Origin of the sequence: Serratia quinivorans, from assembly GCF_052113645.1 — a bacterium.
Lineage (GTDB): Bacteria > Pseudomonadota > Gammaproteobacteria > Enterobacterales > Enterobacteriaceae > Serratia > Serratia quinivorans_B.
In genome coordinates this window covers 925,259-944,849 of record NZ_JBIEIU010000001.1, presented here as the reverse complement: position 1 = coordinate 944,849, position 19,591 = coordinate 925,259, and the positions used below count along the sequence as shown (strand labels likewise).

Genomic DNA, 19,591 nt, shown 5'->3' with positions numbered 1-19,591 from the left:
AGAAAATATGTATTGGCCGTCACAATGGCTGGATTTTTGCTTGCTTAAATTCGGGTAATGCGACTGCGCTCTCGCGCAAATTATTTTCCCCGTCTACACATAAAGTGACTGCTCCACGCCTCTGGGCGTTTCGCTAAAACAGTGCTGAGGAATACAACAATGTCATCGAAATTAATTAAAAGTCCGCTCGCTGCTCTGCTTATCGGTTGTTTAGGGACTGCTTTTTATGCTCAGGCCGATATCGTTATCGGCGTCGCCGGGCCGTTCTCCGGGCCGAATGCGACCTACGGCGATCAGTATTGGCGTGGTGCCTCGCAGGCGGCGGCAGATATCAACGCCGCCGGTGGGATTAAAGGGGAAAAAATCAAACTGGTTCAGGGGGATGACGCCTGCGAACCCAAACAGGCGGTTTCGGTCGCCAACCGCCTGGTGGATCAGGACAAGGTTGCGGCGGTGGTGGGGCACTTCTGCTCATCCTCCACCATGCCGGCCTCCGAGGTGTATGACGAAGCCGGTATTATCGCCATCACCCCCGGCTCCACCAACCCACAGATTACCGAACGTGGCATGACCAACATGTTCCGCATGTGCGGCCGTGACGATCAGCAAGGGGTCATCGCCACCAATTACATGCTGAACACCCTGAAGGCCAAACGCATCGCGGTGATCCACGACAAAGACACTTATGGCCAGGGGCTGGCGGATGCCGCCAGGGCAGAAATGACCAAGCGCGGCGTGAAAGAGGTGCTGTATGAAGGGCTGTCACGCGGCGAAAAAGACTTTAACGCGCTGGTGACCAAAATCGCCTCGGTCAAACCTGACGTGGTCTATTTCGGTGGCTGTCATCCGGAAGCCGGGCCATTGGTGCGCCAGATGCGCGAGCAGGGCGTGACCGCCAAGTTCTTCTCCGGTGACTGCATCGTGACCGAAGAGCTGGTGACCGCGGCCGGCGGGCCACAGTATACCAACGGCGTGCTGATGACCTTCGGCAACGATCCGCGCCAAATCCCGGAAGGCAAGGCGGTGATCGCCAAATTCCGCGCCAGCGGTTTTGAGCCGGAAGGTTACACCCTCTACTCCTACGCTTCTATTCAGGCGATCGCCGCGGCCTTCAGCGCCACCGGCGGCAAAGACAGCGCCAAGGCCAGTGAATGGCTGAAATCTCATGATGTGGATACCGTGATGGGCAAAAAGGCCTGGGACCAGAAAGGCGACCTGAAGGTATCGGATTATGTGGTCTATCAGTGGGACGACAAAGGCAAATATCACCAACTCTAAAAATCCTCGGCGTCTTTCAAGCCGCAGCGTCGTCGGCTGCAACTTGAAATCCATTGAGGATTAACCTGGAAGCGGATCCGCACGTGCTGCGGATCCGTGCCGATACTTCCCTTGGGCCGCGTCTGCACTGGTTTGCGGTCCCACCAGGCGAGACTGCTCATTATGGACGTTTTCTTCCTGCAACAATTGATCAACGGCCTGACGCTTGGCGCGGTTTATGGCCTGATCGCCATCGGCTACACCATGGTTTACGGCATTATCGGCATGATCAACTTCGCCCACGGCGAGGTGTACATGATCTCCGCCTACCTGTGCGCCATCGGGCTGGCGCTGTTGTCGTTCTTCGGCCTGCAATCGTTCCCGCTGCTGATCCTCGGCACGCTGGTGTTTACCATCGTGATCACCGGTGTGTATGGCTGGGTGATTGAGCGTATCGCCTACAAACCCTTGCGTAACTCTACCCGTCTGGCACCGCTGATCTCCGCCATCGGCATGTCGCTGATCTTGCAAAACTACGCGCAAATCAGTCAGGGGCCACGTCAACAGGGGATCCCGACGTTGCTGGATGGGGTGTTTCGCCTCAACTTTGACGGCGGGGTGATCCAAATCACCTACACCAAAGTGTTTATCCTGCTCGCTTCGCTGCTGGGCATGGCGATCCTTACTTACATCATTCAACACACCCGGCTGGGGCGCATTTGTCGCGCCACTCAACAGGACCGCAAAATGGCGTCAATTCTCGGCATCAACACCGACCGGGTGATCTCCCTGGTGTTCGTGATTGGCGCTGCGATGGCCGGGCTGGCAGGGGTGTTGATCACCATGAACTACGGCACCTTCGATTTCTACGTCGGCTTTATCATCGGCATCAAAGCCTTTACCGCTGCGGTGCTGGGGGGCATTGGGTCGTTACCCGGCGCGATGCTGGGCGGGCTGCTGCTGGGCGTGGCGGAGGCGCAGTTCGCCGGCATGGTGAACTCGGATTACAAAGACGTATTTTCCTTCGGTTTGCTGGTGGTGATCCTGATTTTCCGTCCTCAGGGCCTGCTCGGACGGCCTATGGTCGCTAAGGTTTGAGGGGAAAACTATGTCGCACTCTGTGGTTCACCCAGGGCTGAACGTTAAACGCAGCCTGCTGGATGCCGTCTTGGCGGGGCTGATCGCCCTGATCGTGTTCGGGCCGATCGTCGGTATTGTCCTGAACGGTTACAGCTTTAACTTTGAACCGCGCCGCCTGGTGTGGATTATCGCCGTGGTGATGGCCGGGCGGCTGTTACTGAGCCTGTTTCTGCAAACCGCGCCGGGGCGCAAACTGTTGACGCGCTTTGACGGCGGCAACGATGGGGTGTATGTCCGGCCGATAGGCGCCAAAACCAGCCTGCGGTGGATCATCCCGTTAATGGCGGTCATCGCGCTGCTGTTTCCATTTGTCGCCACCAAATACCTGCTGACGGTGGCGATACTGGGGCTGATTTACGTGCTGCTCGGGCTGGGCTTGAACATCGTCGTCGGGCTGGCCGGGCTGCTTGATCTGGGCTACGTGGCGTTCTACGCCATTGGTGCCTATGGGCTGGCACTGGGCTACCAGTATCTCGGGCTGGGTTTCTGGGCGATGTTGCCGCTGGGGGCGCTGATGGCGGCGCTGGCCGGTGCGTTGCTGGGTTTCCCGGTGTTGCGTATGCACGGCGACTATCTGGCGATCGTCACGCTGGGGTTCGGCGAGATCATCCGGCTGGTGCTGAATAACTGGATGTCGCTGACCGGCGGGCCGAACGGCGTTTCGGTGCCGGCACCGACGATTTTTGGCCTGGAGTTTGGCCGACGGGCGAAGGACGGCGGCGTGCCGATCCACGAATTCCTCGGCATCACTTACAACCCGAACCTGAAATTTATCTTTATCTATGCGGTGCTGTTTCTGGTGGTGCTGCTGGTGCTGTACATCAAGCACCGGCTGACGCGCATGCCGATTGGTCGCGCCTGGGAAGCCTTGCGCGAAGATGAAATCGCCTGTCGCTCGCTCGGCTTAAACCACGTTCTGGTGAAGCTGTCGGCCTTTATGATGGGGGCTTCCACCGCCGGGCTGGCCGGGGTGTTTTTCGCCACCTATCAGGGGTTCGTCAACCCCACCTCGTTCACCTTCTTCGAATCGGCGCTGATCCTGGCGATCGTGGTGCTGGGCGGTATGGGCTCGACCATCGGTGTCGTGCTGGCGGCGTTCGTGCTCACCGTGGCGCCGGAATTGTTGCGCAGCTTCGCCGAGTACCGCGTGCTGTTGTTCGGGGTGCTGATGGTGGTGATGATGATTTGGCGGCCACGCGGACTGGTGCGCATCAGCCGAACCAGCTTTGCGCCGCGCAAGGGGGTGGCACCATGAGCGACGCTATCTTGCAGGTTGAGCATCTGATGATGCATTTTGGCGGCATCAAGGCGCTGAACGACGTGAATCTGGCGGTGGAGCGTGGGTCGATCACCGCGCTGATCGGCCCTAACGGCGCGGGGAAAACCACGGTATTCAACTGCCTGACCGGCTTTTACCGCGCCACCGGCGGCGCCATCTTGCTCAATACCCATAAGCGCCCGACCGACGTGATCCAGGTGCTGGGGCAGAAATTCCGCGCCGGCGACTGGGTTAACCCGAAGCGGCTGGGGTCGCGCCTGTACTACAAAATGTTCGGCGGTACCCATCTGGTCAATCGCGCCGGGCTGGCGCGCACCTTCCAGAACATCCGTTTATTCCGTGAAATGTCGGTGGTGGAGAACCTGCTGGTGGCGCAGCACATGCTGAGCAACCGCAATCTGGTGGCCGGGGTGCTCAATACGCCGGGCTACCGGCGGGCGGAAAGCCAGGCGCTGGATCGCGCTTTTTACTGGCTGGAAGTGGTGGAGCTGGTGGACTGCGCCAACCGGCTGGCGGGGGAGATGTCATACGGCCAGCAGCGACGGCTGGAGATCGCCCGGGCGATGTGCACCACGCCGGAGATGATCTGTCTCGATGAGCCCGCCGCCGGGCTGAACCCGGTGGAGACGGCGACGCTGAGCCGCATTATCCGTTTTCTGCGTCAGCATCACGGCATCACGGTGTTGCTGATCGAACATGATATGGGCATGGTGATGGAGATCTCCGATCGGGTGATTGTGCTCGATCACGGCGATGTGATCGCCGAAGGCACGCCGAAAGAAATTCAGCATAACGATACGGTGATCGCCGCTTACCTTGGCGCGGATGAAGAGGAGCTGGCGGGATGAGCAATGCGATGTTGGAGTTTCGCGACGTGGACGTGTTTTACGGCCCGATCCAGGCGTTGCAGCAGGTTTCGTTGCAGGTGAATGAAGGGGAAACGGTGGCGCTGATTGGCGCCAACGGCGCGGGCAAATCCACGCTGCTGATGTCGATCTTCGGCCAGCCGCGCATCAGCGGCGGGCAGATCCTGTTTCGCGGGGAGGACATCAGCCAGCGTTCCACCCACTTCGTCGCGAGCAGCGGTATCGCCCAGGCGCCAGAGGGGCGACGGATCTTTCCGGACATGAGCGTGGAGGAAAACCTGCTGATGGGCACCATTACCATCGGCAATCGCTATGTGGATGAGGATTTACTGCGCATGTTCGAGCTGTTCCCGCGCCTGAAGGAGCGGCGCAACCAGCGGGCAATGACCATGTCCGGCGGCGAACAGCAGATGTTGGCGATTGCCCGCGCGTTGATGAGCCGGCCGAAACTGCTGTTGCTGGATGAGCCGAGCCTGGGGTTGGCACCGATTATCGTCAAACAGATCTTCAGCATTCTGCGTGAACTCACCCGTGGCGGCATGACGCTGTTTTTGGTGGAGCAGAACGCCAACCACGCGCTCAAGCTGTCCGATCGTGGCTATGTGATGGTCAACGGCCAAATTCGCCTGACCGGCAGCGGTGCCGAGCTGTTAAGCAATCAGGAGGTGAGGAAAGCCTATCTGGGCGGAGCCTAGAACTGGCGCTGGATCCAGCGAACGTTCAGCCGCACCAGGGCGATGATGCCGCTGGACAATATCCGCAGGCCGCGAGGTAAATCGCGGCGGCGGATATCCAGCAGCAACACGGTACGCACCTGGTCGCTGTCGTTCCACACTTCGTGCTCGAAGGTGTCGTCCCACAGCATAAATTCCCCCTCATTCAGCCGGTATGCCTGCCCGTCGACTTTCAGTACCGCGGCGGGCACGCCATCGGCGTGTTTCGGCATCGACAGCACCAGATAGCCGCGCAAAATGCCGCGGAACGGGCCACGGTGCGCCGGTACCTGTTTGCCGGGGGCCAGGAACGACAGCGAGGCGGAAAGCACATCCGGGGAAGAGGCGATCAGCCCGGCAAGCTGCGGGCAGCGGGCCAGATTGCGGGCAATCGGCTGACCATAGGCCTGCAGGATAAACATGCGCCAGTCACGTTGATCATTGGCGGAGATCGACGCCTGTTCGCTCATGATCTCGTGAAATCGCGGGATGTTACGCAGATCTTGCGCCAGGGTCAGCGCTTCATCGCGTATCTGCGGCCACTGGGCGATAAAGCGTTGGGCATCGGGGAACAGGCGAGCGCTGTCGAGCACCGCTGTGCCACTGATGCGGCGATCGTAAATACGGCGTAGTGCAAGCACGGACCAATCGTAGATAGCGGACATAGTGACCTCAATAGCAGTGAGCCGATTTCTCGCCGTCTTAGGGTTGTTTTAGATGCGATTGCCGGATGACCAATTCGCCGGTATACAACTTTTGTCCGCCGGGTTCGAAGGCCTGCGTCAGGCAATGAATGCCATCGGCAATCAGCGACTGCATCGGCTGACGGTAGGTGGTCAACTGATAGCTGGGGGAGGCGGCCAGCTCAATGTCGTCAAACCCCACCACGGCAATGGGCGCACAGTCCGGCGCGGCGCGGATCGCGTCGATGACCCCGACCGCCAGAATGTCGTTTTCACAAAAAATCGCGTCCACCCGCTGTGCCGCCGGGGTCGCGGCCAGATAGGCCGAAAAGGCCTCCATGCCGCAAAGGCGCTGGTAATGCGGGGCCTGCAACACCACGTTGACGTCACGCTGTTGTTCTGCCAGCGCCGCCCGGAAACCGTCAAGGCGACGCAACTGGGTGGACTCGCTGATAGGCCCTGCCAGATACCCCATGCGTTGATAATCTTGCGTGAGCAACAGTTCGCCGATTTCGCGTCCGGCCTGATAGCCGTGGGTCGCCAGCACCTGGATGTAGGGGCTTTCGCTGTAGCGGTACAGCACCACCAGCGGAATATGGTGAATATCCTGCGCCAATGTGATCAGCCGGTCATTGAGCAGTGTGCCGAGGAACAGCAAGCCGTCGACCTGCATTTGGTCCGCCAGCGTCAGCACCGATTCATAATCGTGCTCAGAGGTGATATTCAGCAACAAGGCCATATAACCGCGGCTTTGCAACTGGCGGGTGACTTCATCCAGCAGGGTAAAGATATGCGGATTTTTCAGCTCGTCCGCCACCAGCCCGATGATGCGGGTGCTCTTTTTCGACAGGCTGCGCGCCAGCAGATTAGGGCGATAACCCAATTCACGCGCGGCGGTCTGAACGCGCAGCATTGCCTGCGGCGAGATTGACGCACCGTCGGTAAAGGCGCGCGATACCGTCCATTTAGACACGCCGGCACGGGCGGCCACATCGCTGGCCGTCGCCTTGCGGGGGGCGGGCGCGGAGGTAGAGCCGGGTTTCTTCGCCATCATCTTTCGCTCGCGATGAAAAAACGGTATGGGTTCAACAGATTAGCACAGCGTGGTGGAATGCGGGAGTTGCCGACGCCGGCACAAGGATCCGGCGGGCGACCAAGACCCGGCAGCGGATCCTTATATCGGTAATTTGTGATCATCATCGGCAGATTTATCATGACGCATTTGACTTATTTTTAACCCTCTCCAATAGTCCATCGCAAGTGGCATTCGTTTAGCGGTCGAGTTGCCACCTAATTTTGCACCCGGGTGCATTTAAGATTTGCACCCGGGTGCAATGCGGCGGAAACAGCGAAAACCTTAGGTTTCGGGAGCAACTATGTTGAATGGTGAAAGAAAAACGGCACGCCCTCTGCGCTGGGCCATGGTCGGCGGCGGGCGGTTGGGGCAGGTGGGGTACAAACACCGCTGCGGCGCGTTGCGGGATAATACCGCCTTTGCGCTGGTGGCCGGCGCGTTTGATATCGTGCCGGATCGTGGCCGCGAGTTCGGCGTGAATCTGGGGGTAGCGGCCGAACGCTGTTATGAGGATTACCGCACCTTGTTTGCGCAAGAGGCACGGCGTGAGGACGGCATTGAAGTGGTGTCGGTGGCCACGCCGAACGGCACGCATTACGAAATTACCCGCGCGGCGCTGCTGGCCGGGCTGCACGTGATCTGCGAGAAACCGCTGTTTTTCACCAGCCAGGAAGCCTATGAAATCAAAGCGCTGGCGGCGGAGAAAAACCTGATCGTCGGCGTGACCTACGGTTTCTCCGGCCACCCGCTGCTGCTGCAGATGCGCGCGATGATCGCGAACGGCCAGATCGGCGAAGTGCGCATGGTGGATCTGCAATACACCCACGGTTTTAATGCCACGGACGAAGTGGATCGTCTCAGCGAAGCGCAGAAATGGCGCATCGATCCCAACATCTCCGGCCCGAGCTTTGTGCTGGGCGATATCTCCACCCACACCTTTTACCTCTCCCAACTGGTGATGCCGCAGATGCAGATCCGCGAGCTGCTTTGCGATCGGCAAAGCTTTATTCCCTCGCGCGCGCCGCTGGAAGACAACGCATTGGTGATGATGCGCTACCACAACGGGGCGGTAGGGCGGATGTGGGCTTCATCGGTGAACGCTGGCGCAATGAGCAGCCAGCGCATTCGCATCGTGGGGTCGAAAGCCAGCCTGGAGTGGAGCGACATCAACCCCAGCGAGTTGCGCTACGAGGTGCAGGGGCAACCGAACCAGACGCTGTATCGCGGCATGTCGTATCTGGACGATACCTGCAACGCCTGGGAACGTCTGGGGGCTTTGCATACCGAGGGCCTGACCGAATCCTGGGCCAACATCTACCTGAAGTTTGCTCTGGCCATCGACGCCACCCAGCGTGGCGATCAACAGGCGCTGGCGCAGTTGGTGTATCCGGACATCGACGCCGGGATCGCAGGAGTACGCTGGATTGAAAACTGCGTGCGCTCCGCCAACGAGGGCGCCCGTTGGGTGGCCTTTGACTAAACCTTGCTACGCGGAGTAACGACATGAAACTTTCTTTTTGTACCGATAGCCTGGGCCACCTGCCGTTTGAAGCCATGCTGGATCGGCTGGGTGAACTGGGGGTGTTTGGCGTGGAAATGACCACCGGCGGCTGGTCTTCGGCCCCGCATCTGGATACCGTTGCGCTGTTGCAGGACGCCGGTAAACGTCGGCGGTTGATGGCGGCGCTGGAAAGCCGCGGCATGAAGATCGCCGCGTTGAACGTGTCCGGCAATCCGCTGGAGCCGGGCGTGCTGGGTGAAAAGCACCGCCATGATACCGACAACACGCTGGCGCTGGCCGCCGGCCTGGGGGTGAAAAAAATCGTCATGATGAGCGGCTTGCCGCCCGCCGCGCCCGGCGACAGCATTCCCAACTGGATCACCTATACCGTCAGTTGGCCGCCGACGCTGAAAAACTGCCTGGATTACCAGTGGAACGAGGTGGCGATCCCTTATTGGCAGCGGCTGGTGGACAAAGCTCAGGCGTTCGGCATAGAGAAGTTCGCGCTGGAAAATTTCAGCTCGATGCTGGTGTGGAACCCGGACACGCTGTTCAGGCTGCGTGACGCGGTGGGGCCGATGGTCGGCCTGAACCTCGATCCCAGCCACCTGATCTGGATGGGGGCCGATCCCATTGCCGTCGCACGACGTCTGGGGGACGCGATCCACCATGTGCACGGTAAAGATGTGCGGCTGGAAAGGGGCATAGTGGCGGTCAACGGGCTGCTGGAAACCCGGCCGGTGGAACAGGTCGCGCAACGCGCCTGGAACTATGTGGCGGTGGGATGCGGGCAGGACTTGCAGTGGTGGAAGGAGTTCTTCTCGGTGGTGCGCATGATGGGCTACAACGACTGGGTATCGCTGGAAATGGAAGACCTGACCATGTCGGTCGATGCCGGTATCGAGACGTCGGTGGAGGCGTTAAAACGCTGCATCAGCCAGTAAACGCGCTCGGTTTGTCGCCAAAGGCCTGCCGCTGCGCAGGCCTTTGGGCAGGAAAAGACTGTCGAAAAAAACAGCCTAATAAAAGTGTGACCTATATCGCATTTATGCCGCCGATTGGTTAAAATATCGCTACTTCCCGTCTCTCTCCGGATCCTGTTTAACATGGAACAAACTCAGGTATCTCGCTCAACCGCCTGGTTGCGCGTGGTTATCCTTGCCGTCTCGGCCTTTATCTTCAATACCACCGAGTTTATTCCGGTGGGGTTGCTGAGCGATATCGCCAAAAGTTTCTCGATGCAGACCGAGCAAGTGGGTTTGATCATCACTATTTATGCCTGGATTGTCGCCGCCGCCTCGCTGGTGTGCATGCTGCTGACCAGCAAGATTGAGCGGCGCAAGCTGCTGATCGGGGTGTTCATCCTGTTTATCGCCAGCCACGTACTGACTGCCGTAGCCTGGGACTTCACCACGTTGGTGATCTCTCGCGCCGGTGTGGCGCTGGCCCATGCGGTATTCTGGTCAATCACCGCCTCGCTGGCGATCCGGGTCGCCCCGGCAGGCAAGAAGGCGCAGGCGTTGAGTCTGCTGGCTGGCGGCACTGCGTTGGCGATGGTACTCGGCCTGCCGCTGGGGCGCATCGTCGGGCAGATCCTCGGTTGGCGCATGACCTTTATTGGTATCGCAGTTTGCGCCACCCTGGCGTTGGTGCTGCTGTGGCGGCTGCTGCCGGTGCTGAAAAGCGAACATTCAGGCTCACTGGCCAGCGTGCCGATGCTGTTTAAGCGTCCGGCGCTGGTCAGCCTGTATATGCTGACCATCATCGTGGTGACGGCGAACTTCACCGCCTACAGCTATATCGAACCCTTTATTCAGACCGTAGCCGGGCTGTCGGAAAACTTCACCACGCTGATGCTGTTGCTGTTCGGTGCCGCCGGGATCGTCGGCAGCCTGTTGTTCAGCCGCTTTAGCGAACGCTTCCCGTCGGGCTTTTTCATCGGTGCCATTGCGTTGCTGATGTTGAGCCTGCTGCTGCTGTTACCGGCCTCCGGCGATGAAAACCACCTGACGCTGCTGTTTGCGGTGTGGGGCATGGCAATCATGGCGATTGGCCTGTCGATGCAGGCCAAGGTGTTGAACCTGGCACCGGACGCCACCGACGTGGCGATGTCGATTTACTCCGGGTTGTATAACTTCGGTATCGGCGGCGGTGCGCTGCTGGGCAACCAGGTCAGCCAGCATCTGGGCATGGGCAACATCGGCTTTGTCGCTGCGCCGCTGGCGCTGATCGCCCTTGGCTGGTGCCTGCTGAACTTTTACCGCAGCGAACGCCTGCAACACCACCACATCCGCTAATCCCCTTCACCTGATAGCGAGCTTAGGGCTCGCTATCAGGTATTGTCGCCCCGGTTAAATTTTCTCTCAGCAAAACAGACTGCTGCAGTTTTTTATGCTTAAATTTTTTTCATAGTCTGCTAATTAAATATTTAACTCCGACACCGAGCCTATAGCATAGAAAATTATCGATTATGTTATGGCGAGGTTAACGGTGAGTGAGTCTTTGGTTGCAGGAAGCGCGGGCGCGGCCCAGTCGCCGATCCATGAACGGGATCTGTCGGCAAGGATTGATGCTTTGCCCACCTCCGCCGGGCTGTGGCGGTTTATCGCGCTGCTGGCATTGGGCGGTTTTTTCGAACTCTATGATCTGTTTCAGACCGGGTACATCAGCACCGGCCTGATCGCCGAAGGCATATTCCACACCGGTGCGCAGGGTGTGTTCGGCGTTTCCGACCAGGCGGCGTTTGCCTCCGCCACCTTCCTCGGCCTGTTTATCGGCGCCAGCTTGCTCAGCCCCTATGCCGATCGCTTCGGCCGCCGCACTACCTTTATGTTCGCACTGGCCTGGTATGGCCTCTTTTCGCTGGGCCTGGCTTTTCAGCATCAGGCGGAATGGGTGATCTTGCTGCGCTTTTTGGTCGGCGTCGGCCTGGGTATTGAACTGGTCACGATAGATACCTACCTGACCGAATGGGTGCCCGCGCATCTGCGCACCCGGGCGTTCGCTTTTTCTTTTTTCATTCAGTTTCTCTCCGTGCCGACGGTGGCGTTAATGTCGTGGTGGCTGGTGCCGCAGACTATCCTGGGCCTGAGCGGCTGGCGTTACGTGGTGATCGCCGGTGCGGTGGCTTCGCTGGTGATCTGGCTGGTGCGTAAAGGCTTGCCGGAATCGCCGCGCTGGCTGGCGCAGCAACGGCGTTACCCGGAGGTTCGGCAGGTGATACAGGCGATGGAGCGTCGCTGCGGCGTCACCAATACTGCGGATTTCCCTTCGCGTGACGCGCAGGCACAGAATGAAATGCCGGTGCGGGGAAGCTTCAAGGATATCTGGTCGCCGCGCTACCGTGGCCGTACCCTGATGCTGGCGGTGATGAATTTCTTCCAGGCTATCGGATTCTTTGGTTTTGGCAACTGGTTGCCCGCGTTGCTGGCCGGCAAGGGGGCTTCCATCACCCACAGCCTGCTGTACGCCTTCTTTATTACCCTGGCTTATCCTTTGGGGTCGCTGTTGTGCAGCCGCTATGCCGACAAGATGGAAAACAAGTGGCAGATTGTCCTTTCCTGCCTGGTGACGGTTATTTTCGGCTCGCTGTTTGCCCTGCAAAACAACCCCGTCTGGCTGATTCTTTGCGGGTTCTTCATCACCTGGTCCAATGCCTGGCTGACCTACAGTTACCATTCCTACCAAACGGAAGTGTTCCCGACTTACATACGCGCCCGTGCCGTCGGCTTCTGCTATTCGTTTAGCCGATTGTCGACGGTATTCAGCAGCCTGATTATCGGCGTCATCCTGCAATACGGCGGTTCGGTGGGGGTTATCGCGTTTATCGTGGCCAGCATGCTGATCGTGATGGGGGTGATAGGCGTGTTTGGCCCGAAAACGCGCGGTATCGATCTGGAAAATATCTGACAGGCAAAACCGGCGCTGTGCAGCGAGGCAGGGCCGGATCTTCAGCAAAAATACTTGCGATCATCCGAAAATAATTCCGTTATCACCGCACGCCATCCTGCCTTAGTGTTACCCGGAAGATGTCCCACATCACCTCCGGGAGAAGACCCATGAGCACAAGCGCCTTTCTCTCTCAAATAAGACAGGCCGTTGACAGGCCTTTTGCCCGCGGATTGATGCTGCTGGCGATCTGCGCCGCTTATATTCAGGGCGGGCTGGTCAAGGCGCTGGATTTTACTGGCGCCATGGCGGAAATGGCCCATTTTGGTTTGCAGCCGGCGGCGCTGTTCGCCGGCCTGGTGATCCTGCTGGAGCTGGGGGCCTCACTGTTGATCCTGAGCGGTTTCTACCGGTGGCTGGGCGCGCTGGCGCTGGCCGCATTTACCCTGGCCGCCACGCTGATGGCCAACCGTTTCTGGGAAATGAGCCCACCGGAACGCTTTACCGGCATGAACGGTTTTTTTGAACATCTTGGGCTGGCGGGCGCGTTGCTGCTGGTGGCGCTGTACGATTTAAAGGAGCATAACGATGGCCGAACCGGCTGAGAACAAGGCAGCATCCGGCGGTTTCGCGCCGCTGAAGATCCCGGTATTCGCGGTGCTGTGGGGCGCGACGGTATTGGGCAACGTCGGCAGCTTTATGCGCGATGTCGCCAGCTCCTGGCTGGTGACGGATTTATCCTCCAATCCGTCGGCGGTGGCGCTGATGCAGACCGCTGCCACGCTGCCGGTATTCCTGCTGGCGATCCCGGCGGGGGTGCTGTCGGATATTCTCGACCGCCGTCGTTTTCTTATTTTTGTCCAGATCCTGCTGGCCTGCGTCAGTGGCACCTTACTGCTGCTGTCGCAAAGCGGCGCCTTGACCGTAGAGTATTTACTGGCGCTGACCTTTATCGGTGGTATCGGCGGGGCGCTGATGGGGCCGACCTGGCAATCCATCGTCCCGGAGCTGGTGCCGCGCGCCGATCTCAGAAATGCGGTGGCGCTGAACTCGCTGGGGATCAACATCGCCCGCGCCATAGGCCCGGCGGCGGGGGGCCTGCTGTTGGCGAGCTTTGGTGCCGGTGCGGCCTACGGTGCCGACATCCTGAGCTATGTATTTGTGGTTTCCGCCTTGCTGTGGTGGCGCAGGCCCAAAGTGGAAGACAACGGACTTTCCGAACATTTCTTCGGCGCTTTCCGTGCCGGTATACGCTATGCCCGCGCCAGCCGTGAGCTGCACGTGGTGCTGCTGCGGGCGGCGGTGTTCTTTGTGTTTTCCAGTTCGGTTTGGGCGTTGTTGCCGCTGGTGGCAAGGCAAATGCTGGGCGGCACCGCCGGTTTCTACGGTATTTTGCTTGGCGCGGTGGGGGCCGGTGCGATAGGCGGCGCGATACTGTTGCCGTGGCTGCGTCAGCGGTTGAACTCTGACGGTCTGGTGCTGTTGGCGGCGGTCATTAGCGCTGGCGTGATGGGGTTGCTGTCGTTAGCGCCGCCGCAGTGGCTGGCCGTGGTGTTGCTGCTGGCATTGGGGGCCGGTTGGATTATCGCGCTGACCTCACTGAACGGCGCGGCTCAAGGGGTTTTGCCAAACTGGGTGCGCGGACGCGGCCTGGCGATTTATCTGATGGTGTTTAATGGCGCGATGGCCGCAGGCAGCCTGCTGTGGGGGTTGATTGCGCAGGAGATCGGCGTGGCCGCCACGCTGCTGACGGGCGGTATCGGATTGTTGATCATCTCGCTGATATTCCACCGCATCCGCCTGCCGGAAGGCGAGGCCGATCTGCAGCCTTCCAACCATTGGCCTGAACCCTTGCTCAATACGCCCGTGGAGAACGATCGCGGTCCGGTCATGATCTCTGTGGAGTATCGCGTGCGGGTAGAGGATCGTCCGCAGTTTTTGCGTACGTTGCAGCGGCTTTCACGGGTACGTCGCCGAGACGGTGCCTACGCCTGGGGGCTGACTGAACATACCGCCGATCCGCAGTGCGTGATGGAGTGGTTTATGGTGGAATCCTGGGCCGAGCATTTGCGCCAGCATCAGCGGGTTTCGCATGCCGATGCCGATCTGCAGCAAGAGGCGCTTAAGTTCCATATCGGCCCGGAAAAACCGCAGGTGCAACACTTCCTGTCGCTCGATTTACGTCACCTGGGACGAGAGTAAATAAAAAGCCCGCTTAGGTTATTATCTTAAGCGGGCTTGTTTGCTCTTAAGCGCGGTCGAAACGATCGAGATTCATCACCTTATTCCAGGCGGCGACGAAGTCCTTCACGAAGCTGGCTTGGGCGTCGGAGCTGCCGTAGACCTCCGCCAACGCACGCAGCTGAGAGTGCGAACCGAAGATCAGATCGGCGCGTGTCGCCGTCCACTTGAGTGCACCCGTTTGGCTGTCGCGGCCTTCAAACACGCCGTCTTCGCCTGCCGCTTTCCAGGTGGTGCCCATATCCAGCAGATTGACGAAGAAGTCGTTGCTCAGCGCCTGTGGACGTTGGGTCAACACGCCGTGCTGGCTTTGGCCCACGTTGGCGTTCAGCACCCGCAGCCCACCCACCAACACCGCCATTTCCGGTGCCGTCAGCGTCAGCAACTGCGCCTTATCGACCAACAGAGCTTCGGCCGGCACGTTGAACTGATGTTTCAGGTAGTTGCGGAAGCCATCGGCCACCGGTTCCATCGCTGCGAAGGATTCGACATCGGTCTGCTCCTGCGTCGCGTCCATACGGCCCGGCGTGAAGGGAACGCTTACCGGATGTCCGGCGTTGATCGCCGCTTGCTCGACGCCTGCCACTCCGGCCAGCACGATCACATCCGCCAGCGAAACGCGTTTGTTGCCTGACTGGGCCTGGTTGAAGGCTTGCTGAATGCTCTCCAGCTTGGTCAGCGTTTGCGCCAGTTGAGCGGGTTGGTTGATGGCCCAATCCTTTTGCGGTGCCAGACGAATGCGCGCCCCGTTGGCTCCGCCGCGTTTGTCGGAACCGCGGAAGGTGGAGGCGGAAGCCCAGGCGGTGGCAACCAGCACCGACACCGGCAGGCCGGAAGCCAGGATCCGGGTTTTGAGATCGGCGATATCCTGATCGTTGATCAACTCATGATCGACTGCCGGGATCGGATCCTGCCAAATCAGCTCTTCAGCCGGCACTTCCGGGCCGAGATAGCGAGCACGTGGCCCCATATCGCGGTGGGTCAACTTGTACCAGGCGCGAGCGAAAGCATCGGCCAACTGGTCCGGATGTTCATAGAAGCGGCGTGAGATCTTTTCGTAGGCCGGATCGAACCGCAGCGACAGGTCGGTAGTCAGCATGGTCGGGCGCTGTTTTTTGTTGGGGTCAAAGGCATCGGGAATGGTTTCGCCGACGTCTTTGGCCACCCACTGGTGCGCACCGGCCGGGCTTTGCGTCAGTTCCCACTCGTATTCGAACAGGTGGCGGAAGAAGTCGTGGTTCCACTGGGTCGGGGTGGTGGTCCAGGTCACTTCCAGGCCGCTGGTGATGGCGTCTTTGCCCTTACCGGTACCGAAACTGCTCTGCCAGCCGAGGCCCTGCAGCTCAAGGCCGGCCGTTTCCGGATCGTCACCGACATGCGACGCCGGGCCGGCACCGTGGGTCTTGCCGAAGGTGTGGCCGCCGGCAATCAGTGCCACGGTTTCTTCGTCGTTCATCGCCATGCGGGCGAAGGTTTCGCGGATATCGCGTGCTGCCGCGACCGGGTCAGGATTACCGTCCGGACCTTCCGGGTTTACGTAGATCAGGCCCATCTGCACCGCGGCCAGTGGATCTTCAAGGTCGCGATCGCCCGAGTAACGGCTGTTTTGGCCGCCGCTCAGTTCCAGCCAGATCTTTTCCGACCCCCAGTAAACGTCATCCGGTTCCCAGGTGTCGGCACGGCCGCCTGCGTAACCAAAGGTTTTAAAGCCCATGGATTCAAGCGCCACGTTGCCGGTCAGCACAATCAGGTCAGCCCAGGAAATTTTACGGCCGTATTTCTGTTTGATCGGCCACAGCAAGCGACGGGCCTTATCGAGGCTGACGTTGTCGGGCCAGCTGTTGAGCGGGGCAAAACGCTGCTGGCCTTCACCTGCGCCGCCGCGACCGTCGCCGATGCGGTAGGTACCGGCGCTGTGCCAGGCCATGCGGATGAACAGGCCGCCATAGTGGCCAAAGTCTGCCGGCCACCAGTCCTGCGAGTCGGTCATCAGCGCATGCAGATCTTGTTTCACGGCCGCCAGATCAAGGCTGTTGAAGGCTTTGGCGTAATCGAAGTCCGGGTCCATCGGGTCGGAGAGGGAGGAGTGTTGGTGCAGTGGCTTCAGGCTAAGTTGGTTGGGCCACCAGTCTTGATTTGAAGGGCCGCGGCGCGGCGTATTCGGTTTGCCACCGCCAGAAAACGGGCATTTGCTTTCAGTTGTCATGATGCGCTCTCTGCTTACGTAGGTTCGCTCTCCAGGCCCGAACGATCTGATGCCTGAGGGAGCGGTTAACTGGATATCGCGGGCTTGAAGCTCGCGTCGGGTGTTGCGCTAATGGTTTTTCTAATCAACTGATTTTCAATAATAAGAGATGAGGTTTTCGCCAACCGCTGATGGGGCTCGCACTGACACTCAGCTCTAAGCTTAGTCAGTGGATGAAGATAGATAAAATAGGAATGGTTGAATGTTGTAATAGTCTGTGACTATTGAATTTTTATTGATTGATAGGGGTTCTTGGATGATAAGGCCGGGCGGGTTTATCGAATAGTTATAAATAGCATTATCACCTGCCAGCCAAATGGAATCATTGATCCTCTATCTACAGGCTATTTCCCCCTATAATTGCTGCACGGGTCTAAACTATCAGCTCGAGATATATGTATTTTTTGACTTGCCGATTAAACAGGATGAAAATAATTTACTAGTCATTGCCCACCACCATCGCTAACTAAATCTATGCGTTGATAATAAACATCGAACCCAGGTGTTTTGCTTTCAGCCAATTCTGTAACCCAATAAATAGGAGTTTAAATATTGAGTTAATTATACTCATAATATAAGGAGGAATCATGCTTGGTAATATTCATAACGTTGATATCCGATTGTTGCAGATATTTTTGACCATAGTGCAGTGTAATGGATTCTCTGCCGCTCAGGCTCAGCTGAATATGAGCCAGTCTGCCATCAGTACCTGTATGTCGAGCTTAGAGACACGTCTGGGATTTCGCCTCTGCGAACGAGGGAAAAAAGGATTCAGTCTGACAGCGGAAGGGGAACAGGTGCTGTGTTATACACAACAACTGTTCGCCAAATTGGATGCTTTTGTTTTACAGGTTCATAACCTTTCTGGGCGGTTACGTGGTGAGTTGCTGATTGGTCTGTTGGACAGCACATTGACGTTGCCCGAAGCAAAAATAGTTGAGGCAATAAGACGTTTTTATCAGCGTAATCATGAGGTAAGTCTGCAGGTTTTTATTAAATCACCGACGGAACTTGAACAGGAAATTATCAGCGGCGAATTACATGCGGCGATATCTTATATTGGACACCGATTAGAGAATCTTGAGTATATCGATCTCTTCAGTGAAAAAATTTCAATCTATTGCGGAAGGCACCATCCGCTGTATTTATCATCAAAGGTGACCTCCGAGGATTTACAGCGCTTCAGCTGGGTGAAACGTGGCTATCTGATGCCGTCGGATTTGGTGCCTGTCACGCCATCACTAATCACTGCCACGGCCCACCAGATGGAGGCTGTCGCCCTACTGATTCTGGCAGGGACGCACATGGGTTATCTGCCGCAACATTATGCCCAGCAGTGGGTCGATAAACAGGAAATGTATCTGCTTGGACCTGATGAATTAAGCTATGAGGTGACTCATTGCCTTATTCTTCATCGAAACCGCCCGCATAATGAAGCGCTCGAAGCCTTGGTGTCTGATATTCGTATGGAACATGGGTATCCGGGTCGATAATATTTCTATATTCCACCCTTGCTGGTTAAACATTCATAAACAGTAAAGTCAGCTTTATTTTATATCTATTGTTAGCCATGTAATTCGGTCTTACGCTCATCGACACATCAATGAATATTCAGATGGGTACAGTGGCTGGAATACTGCTATCCGTAAAATGGGCGTCTTTACCACACATCGAGGGATATGAAATGAGAGATAAATTTCGCGGCAAGCACTATCTTGCCATGCAGGATTATACAGCGGAAGAGATCCGTTATTTGGTCGAGCTGGCAGCCGATTTAAAACGCAAATGGACCATGCGTGAGCCACATGAGTATTTACGTGGGCGTACCTATGGCATGATTTTCGAAAAAAAATCTACGCGTACCCGTAATTCCTTCCATGCCGCCGCAACGGCGTTGGGGGCTCAGTCTATCTATTTGCGCCCGGATGAAATGCAACTCAGCCGCGGCGAACCCATTAAAGATACCGCACGCATTATTGATCGCTATTTTGATGGTTTGTATATCCGAACTTATGGGCAGGAAATTGTTCAGGAGTTTGCGCAATACATGAAAAATCCGGTGATTAATGCTTTAACTGCGCTTGAGCATCCTTGCCAGGGGCTGGCCGACCTTCTGACCATTAAAGAAAAATTTGGCGAATGGAAAGGGGTCAAAGTCTGTTATGCCGGCGATGTCTATAACGTCTGTCATTCCCTGATGATCGGCTGCGGCATGATGGGAATGGATATTTACGTTGCTGCCCCTGAAGGGTACGAACCCGTACCGGGAATTCTGGCCTGTGCGCAGCAACACGCGGCGAAAAGCGGCTCCAAAGTCATCGTGACCCGGGATTTCGACGAGGCGCTGCGTGGAGCCGATGTGGTGTATGGCAACACCTGGCACAGCATGGGCGAAAACGAAGCCCAGAAAGAAAAGCGCATTCAAGACTTTATGCCGTACCAAATCAACGCCCAGGCAATGGCGAAAGCGAGAAAAACGGCGGTCTTCATGCATTGCCTGCCGGGTTACCGTGGCGAAGATATGACAGATGAAGTCATTGAAGGGCCGCAGTCCGTGGTGTGGGATCAGGGTGAAAACCGCATGCACACCGTGAAGGCCGTTATGGTGGCTACGGCGGTCTAGCCTTCCGGCTCAAAGGCGAGGGAGCCAAAACGTTGGCTCCCTCGCCATGCCGCCAGACATCACTTCTGCTTTTAGTCGCC

Annotated in this window: 16 protein-coding genes; 13 read left to right on the top strand and 3 right to left on the bottom strand. The window is 57.8% G+C overall.

Going from position 1 to position 19,591, the window contains the following annotated elements; all coding sequences use genetic code 11:
* Positions 1-159: 159 nt before the first annotated feature.
* From ACGS9J_RS04335 to ACGS9J_RS04315, 5 genes are all read left to right on the top strand, one after another.
* Positions 160-1,278 carry a branched-chain amino acid ABC transporter substrate-binding protein gene (locus ACGS9J_RS04335; RefSeq protein ID WP_442229804.1) on the top strand — a complete coding sequence of 373 codons (1,119 nt, stop codon included), beginning with the start codon at positions 160-162 and terminating at the stop codon, positions 1,276-1,278.
* A 162-nt stretch (positions 1,279-1,440) separates the two neighbouring features.
* Positions 1,441-2,355 (top strand): ABC transporter permease subunit, encoded by a 915-nt coding sequence (locus tag ACGS9J_RS04330; protein WP_442229803.1) that lies wholly within the window; start codon positions 1,441-1,443, stop codon positions 2,353-2,355.
* 10 nt (positions 2,356-2,365) lie between these two features.
* Positions 2,366-3,652 carry a high-affinity branched-chain amino acid ABC transporter permease LivM gene (gene livM / locus ACGS9J_RS04325; protein ID WP_442229802.1) on the top strand — a complete coding sequence of 429 codons (1,287 nt, stop codon included), beginning with the start codon at positions 2,366-2,368 and terminating at the stop codon, positions 3,650-3,652.
* Positions 3,649-4,524: an ABC transporter ATP-binding protein gene (locus ACGS9J_RS04320; protein WP_044552471.1), complete on the top strand. Its 876-nt coding sequence runs from the start codon at positions 3,649-3,651 to the stop codon at positions 4,522-4,524. The genes livM and ACGS9J_RS04320 overlap by 4 nt, the downstream gene beginning before the upstream one ends.
* Positions 4,521-5,237 carry an ABC transporter ATP-binding protein gene (locus tag ACGS9J_RS04315; protein ID WP_442229801.1) on the top strand — a complete coding sequence of 239 codons (717 nt, stop codon included), beginning with the start codon at positions 4,521-4,523 and terminating at the stop codon, positions 5,235-5,237. The genes ACGS9J_RS04320 and ACGS9J_RS04315 overlap by 4 nt, the downstream gene beginning before the upstream one ends.
* On the opposite strand, the gene ACGS9J_RS04310 is transcribed toward ACGS9J_RS04315, so the two are convergent.
* Together ACGS9J_RS04310 and ACGS9J_RS04305 are read right to left on the bottom strand one after the other, a co-directional pair.
* Positions 5,234-5,920, bottom strand: coding sequence for an aspartyl/asparaginyl beta-hydroxylase domain-containing protein (locus tag ACGS9J_RS04310; protein WP_442229800.1), 687 nt, complete (start codon positions 5,918-5,920; stop codon positions 5,234-5,236). The genes ACGS9J_RS04315 and ACGS9J_RS04310 overlap by 4 nt on opposite strands.
* Positions 5,921-5,957: 37 nt before the next feature.
* On the bottom strand, positions 5,958-6,992 hold the full coding sequence (locus tag ACGS9J_RS04305; RefSeq protein WP_442229799.1) for a LacI family DNA-binding transcriptional regulator: 1,035 nt from the start codon (positions 6,990-6,992) through the stop codon (positions 5,958-5,960).
* 322 nt (positions 6,993-7,314) lie between these two features.
* Between ACGS9J_RS04305 and ACGS9J_RS04300 the strand changes: the two genes are divergently transcribed.
* From ACGS9J_RS04300 to ACGS9J_RS04275, 6 genes are all read left to right on the top strand, one after another.
* Positions 7,315-8,493: a Gfo/Idh/MocA family protein gene (locus ACGS9J_RS04300; RefSeq protein ID WP_442229798.1), complete on the top strand. Its 1,179-nt coding sequence runs from the start codon at positions 7,315-7,317 to the stop codon at positions 8,491-8,493.
* A gap of 23 nt (positions 8,494-8,516) precedes the next feature.
* Positions 8,517-9,458, top strand: a complete 942-nt coding sequence (locus ACGS9J_RS04295; RefSeq protein ID WP_442229797.1) for a sugar phosphate isomerase/epimerase family protein — start codon at positions 8,517-8,519, stop codon at positions 9,456-9,458.
* A gap of 162 nt (positions 9,459-9,620) precedes the next feature.
* Positions 9,621-10,811, top strand: a complete 1,191-nt coding sequence (locus ACGS9J_RS04290) for a sugar transporter (RefSeq protein WP_442229796.1) — start codon at positions 9,621-9,623, stop codon at positions 10,809-10,811.
* Positions 10,812-11,016: 205 nt separating this feature from the next.
* Positions 11,017-12,423 carry an MFS transporter gene (locus ACGS9J_RS04285; protein ID WP_442229976.1) on the top strand — a complete coding sequence of 469 codons (1,407 nt, stop codon included), beginning with the start codon at positions 11,017-11,019 and terminating at the stop codon, positions 12,421-12,423.
* A gap of 149 nt (positions 12,424-12,572) precedes the next feature.
* The gene (locus ACGS9J_RS04280) at positions 12,573-13,007 is read left to right on the top strand and encodes a DoxX family protein (protein WP_442229795.1); all 435 of its coding nucleotides are present in this window, start codon (positions 12,573-12,575) and stop codon (positions 13,005-13,007) included.
* Positions 12,991-14,604, top strand: coding sequence for an MFS transporter (locus ACGS9J_RS04275; protein ID WP_442229794.1), 1,614 nt, complete (start codon positions 12,991-12,993; stop codon positions 14,602-14,604). Before ACGS9J_RS04280 ends, ACGS9J_RS04275 begins: the two co-directional genes overlap by 17 nt.
* A gap of 46 nt (positions 14,605-14,650) precedes the next feature.
* On the opposite strand, the gene katG is transcribed toward ACGS9J_RS04275, so the two are convergent.
* Positions 14,651-16,849, bottom strand: a complete 2,199-nt coding sequence (katG, locus tag ACGS9J_RS04270; protein ID WP_442229793.1) for a catalase/peroxidase HPI — start codon at positions 16,847-16,849, stop codon at positions 14,651-14,653.
* Positions 16,850-17,475: 626 nt separating this feature from the next.
* On the opposite strand from katG, the gene ACGS9J_RS04265 reads away from it, so the two are divergent.
* Positions 17,476-18,381 (top strand): LysR family transcriptional regulator, encoded by a 906-nt coding sequence (locus ACGS9J_RS04265; RefSeq protein ID WP_442229792.1) that lies wholly within the window; start codon positions 17,476-17,478, stop codon positions 18,379-18,381.
* Between the two features lie 110 nt (positions 18,382-18,491).
* Positions 18,492-19,511, top strand: a complete 1,020-nt coding sequence (argF, locus tag ACGS9J_RS04260) for an ornithine carbamoyltransferase (RefSeq protein WP_442229791.1) — start codon at positions 18,492-18,494, stop codon at positions 19,509-19,511.
* The last annotated feature ends 80 nt before the right edge of the window (positions 19,512-19,591 follow it).